Raw genomic sequence first — 4,126 nt, 5'->3', positions numbered from 1 at the left:
GCCTCGGGTGGTGCTGCGGGTGCTGCAGGTGCTGCGGGTGCCGGCGGCCCCGCCACCGGCACCCGCAGCACCTGCAGCACCCGCAGCACCACCCGAGGCTCCGGCCCCCGCACCGGCTGCCCCGGCTCCCGCGGTCGACCCGCCGGAGGCGGCGGCTGCCGCCCCGGCCCCGCCCGCGGCGACGGCTCCACCCGCCACCACCCCGGCGGCCTTGGCCGCGTACCCGGCGGCGAACCACCCGATGACCGCGACCGGAAGCAGCGCGGGGATCCCCGCATTGACGTCCTTGAGCTCCCCGGCCGCCAGCCGGCACTTCGCGCACTCCTCCAGGTGCTTGCGCAGCCCCCGCTCCGCCCGCATCCGCAGCCCGCCCCGCGCATAGGCGCCCAGCCGGTCCGAGTACCGCGCGCAGTCGCCGCCCTCGCTCAGCGCCGCACTCACGTGGGCCTGCAGATAGGCCTGCTTGAGCCCTTCCCGGGCGCGACTGGCGAGCACCGCGGTCGCGTTGGCGCTGAGCCCGAACAGCGGGGCGATCGAGCTCGGCGACGCCTCCTCGACGGTGGTGTGCCACAGCACGGCCTGCCACCGCTCGGGCAGGCTGCGGAAGGCCTGCATGGCCAGCGACTGCTCGGCGTCGTGCATCGCCCGTACGTCCGCGCCCAGTTCGAGCGTGTCGCCCCCGGACAGTCCCGAGATCCCGGCTCCGCTCTCCGAGCCCGTGGCCGACTGCTCCGCGAAGACGGCGAAGTCCTCGACGAGGTGCTCCCGCTTGGCCGTCTTGGCCCAGGCCGCGGCAACCCTCCGTACGGTCGTCAGCAGATAGGCCCGCACCGACTGGTCCGGCCCCGCCCCGCCCCGTACCGCCTGGAGGGTCCGCGCGAACACCTCGGCGGTCAGGTCGTCGGCGGTGTGCCCGTCGCGGCAGCAGGTCCGCGCGTAGCGACGTACGGCATCGGCATGGCGACGGAACAGCTCCTCGTACGCACCGTCGTCCCCGCCCCGCATCCGGGCGATCAAGTCGGCGTCGGACGGAGGGACTTCACTCCAGATGCCGCCGGGTCCGGAAGAGCGCGAGGGGCGTGCATGGCGCCCGCCCGGTTCGCGCTGAGCCGGTACCTGACGTGCGGGCAGGCTGTCCGCCTCCACCTCGCTGCCGGCGCCACCGAGTGGCTCTTCCCGCCCGTCACCGCTCATCGCGGAAGCCCCCGCACGACACACTCAACCGGTACACCGATCAAGCGTGTCACACGGCGGACGCGCGCCGAACCCCTCTGCGCGCCATCCACTCGTCCGGGCACAATTCGGCGAATCGCCCTCCTGTCGCCCCGGCGTGCGAACGCCCCGCCGGTTCAAGAGTCCGCCGATCAGAGGAGACCCAAAGCCCGAGCGCGCCCCTCGAGAAGCCCTCTCTCCGAGGGGGCCCGCCCTCCGACAGGCCCCCTCGGAGAAGCCCCCCGCTGGAGAAGACCGGTCAACGCCCCGCACCGGCCGAACGACCCCGGCACCGACCGCACCACCCGGCACCGACCGGCGCGGCCCGGCACCGACCGTCGCGGCCCAGCACCGACCGTCGCGGCCCAGCACCGACCGTCGCCGAAGGGGCGCCGAGTCGATGCCGGCCCGCAAAGGTCACGCCGTGCGGGACCGCAGCCCTTCGAGCAGGATGTCGAGCAGCCGGGTCGAAGCCGCCGCCTGGTGCGCGGGGTCGGGCAGCGCGGGCGCCGCCGTCGCTATCACCAGCAGTACATCGGCCACCGTGACGTCGGCACGCAGCTCACCGGCTTCCCGCGCGCGGTGCACCAGCCGGCCGACGACCTCCAGCAGCGCACCCGCACCCGCGTCGTCCGAGGGCTCGTCCTCGGCCGCACTGCGCGCGCCCACGACCCGCAGCTCGGGGGAACCGGTGGCCGCGACGGCCTGGCGCTGCTGCGGAACCCGCGCCGCCTCCGCTTCCTCGGCCCCGTCCTCGCTCGCCGAACCGACCCGCAGCACCTGCGGCGGCAGCAGCCGCCCGGCGCCCGAGGCCACGGAGGTGCGCAGGAAGCGCGACAGCGCCTGCCACGGCTCCTCCTCCTGGCCCAGCGCGGTCCTGGCCTGCTCGGTCAGCCGGGCGGTCTCCTCTTCGGCTATGCGCCGGACGAGGACGTCCTTGCTCGGGAAGCGCCGGTACACGGTGCCGACACCGACCCGGGCGCGCCGCGCCACGTCCTCCATCGGAGCCCCGTAGCCCAGCTCGCCGAAGACCTCGCGGGCCGCCCGCAGCACGTGCTCCAGGTTGCGCTGGGCGTCCACGCGCAGCGGCGTGGACCGGCCCACCCCGTGCGTGGTGCCGCCCGCGAGCGCGCGACCGTTGCTCTCGACCGAGAGCGCGGTCGCAGAGCCATGGAAATCGGAAATGTTCATATGTTTCCCCCGGTAATCATTTGTCTCCCCCCGGAGACACTCCCCGCCTTCACGTCGAGGGGGCCACGGTCTCGGGCCCGGTCGTACTACTCCTCGACGAGATACGAACATAGTTGAGCCAGAGTCAATTCAGAAGAGGCAGCCCCGGACGGACCACCGCCCGATCGGAGCATTCACCCCCACTTTTCCGTTCCATACCCCCGGAATCTGTCGTTCCATACGCCCTGACCTGCACATTTACGCCCACATCGAACGTCCTCTTCCGCCCCGCCCCACCACCCCCTCCGGTCACACAATTTGTCGGGCCTGTGGACAAACTCCCGGCCACGTTGCGTCATGGGATGGTGAAGGCTGCTAACTCCCGGGGCACGGCCCCCGGTACCCCGCCCCGTACGCGCATCCTGATCGTCGGCGGCGGCTACGTCGGCATGTATACGGCGCTCCGGCTCCAGCGAAAGCTGAGAGCCGGCGAAGCCGAGGTCACGGTGGTCACCGCCGAGCCCTACATGACGTACCAGCCCTTCCTCCCCGAAGCGGCCGCGGGCGCCATCTCCCCCCGCCACGTCGTGGTCCCCCTGCGCCGCGTCCTCGGCAAGTGCCGCATCGTCATCGGCGAGGCCCAGCGCATCGACCACTCCAAACGGACCGTGACCGTCGCCACCCTCGCCACCGCCGACGAGGGCACCGGTCCCGTCGAGATGGAGTACGACGAACTCGTCCTCGCCCCGGGCTCCATCTCCCGCACCCTCCCCGTCCCGGGACTCGCCGACTACGGCATCGGGTTCAAGACCGTGGAAGAGGCCATCGGCCTGCGCAACCACGTCATCGAGCAGATGGACATCGCCTCCTCCACCCGCGATCCCGCGCTCCGCGACGCCGCTCTCACCTTCGTCTTCGTCGGCGGCGGCTTCGCCGGCGTCGAAGCCCTCGGCGAGCTGGAGGACATGGCCCGCTACGCGGCGCGGTACTACCACAACATCAAGCCCGAGGACATGAAATGGGTCCTCGTCGAGGCGAGCGACCGGATCCTCCCCGAGGTCGGCCCCGAGATGGGCGTCTACACCGTCCGCGAGCTGCGCCGCCGCAACATCGACGTCCGGCTGGAGACCCGGCTCGACTCCTGCGAGAACCGCGTCGCCGTCCTCAGCGACGGCGCCCGCTTCCCCACCCGCACCGTCGTGTGGACCGCCGGAGTCAAACCGCACCCCATCCTGGCTGCCTCCGACCTGCCCAAGAACGAGCGCGGCCGCCTGGCCTGCACCTCCTTCCTCACCGTCGAAGGAGTCGAGCACGCCTGGGCCGCGGGCGACGCCGCCGCCGTCCCCGACATCACGGCGGCCGAGAAGGGCCGCGAATGCGCCCCCAACGCGCAGCACGCCGTCCGCCAGGCCAAGGTCCTCGCCGACAACCTCCTCGCCGCCCTGCGCGGCGAGGTCCTGACCGAGTACGCCCACAAGTACGCCGGTTCGGTCGCCTCCCTCGGCCTCCACAAGGGCGTCGCCCACATCTACGGCCGCAAGCTCAAGGCCTACCCGGCCTGGTTCATGCACCGGGCCTACCACCTCAGCCGCGTCCCCAGCTTCAACCGCAAAATGCGCGTGCTCTCCGAATGGACCCTCTCCGGCCTCTTCAAGCGTGAGATCGTCTCCCTGGGGTCCCTCGAACACCCCAGGGCAGAATTCGAACTGGCCGCAGGTGGCGGCCCCAAGACCCCTCCCACGCC

The 4,126-nt window shown here is 72.3% G+C and carries 3 protein-coding genes; 1 reads left to right on the top strand and 2 read right to left on the bottom strand.

The window, feature by feature from the left end; all coding sequences use genetic code 11:
- Both PV721_RS41840 and PV721_RS41835 read right to left on the bottom strand, forming a co-directional pair.
- Positions 1 to 1,194 (bottom strand): sigma-70 family RNA polymerase sigma factor (locus tag PV721_RS41840; protein WP_319733909.1); only part of this gene is annotated, 1,194 nt, incomplete at its 3' end.
- A 435-nt stretch (positions 1,195 to 1,629) separates the two neighbouring features.
- Positions 1,630 to 2,403 (bottom strand): helix-turn-helix domain-containing protein, encoded by a 774-nt coding sequence (locus PV721_RS41835; RefSeq protein WP_319733907.1) that lies wholly within the window; start codon positions 2,401 to 2,403, stop codon positions 1,630 to 1,632.
- A 341-nt stretch (positions 2,404 to 2,744) separates the two neighbouring features.
- Here PV721_RS41835 and PV721_RS41830 point away from each other — a divergent pair.
- A partial coding sequence (locus tag PV721_RS41830) for an NAD(P)/FAD-dependent oxidoreductase (protein ID WP_319733905.1) occupies positions 2,745 to 4,126 on the top strand: 1,382 nt, incomplete at its 3' end.

Source organism: Streptomyces sp. MB09-01 (assembly GCF_033794505.1).
Classification (GTDB): domain Bacteria; phylum Actinomycetota; class Actinomycetes; order Streptomycetales; family Streptomycetaceae; genus Streptomyces.
This window is presented reverse-complemented; position numbering and strand designations above follow the sequence as displayed.

Coding starts and splice junctions, on each gene's coding strand:
- PV721_RS41835 (WP_319733907.1), bottom strand. CDS start 2,403: ATGAACATTTCCGATTTCCATGGCTCTGCGACCGCGCTCTCGGTCGAG.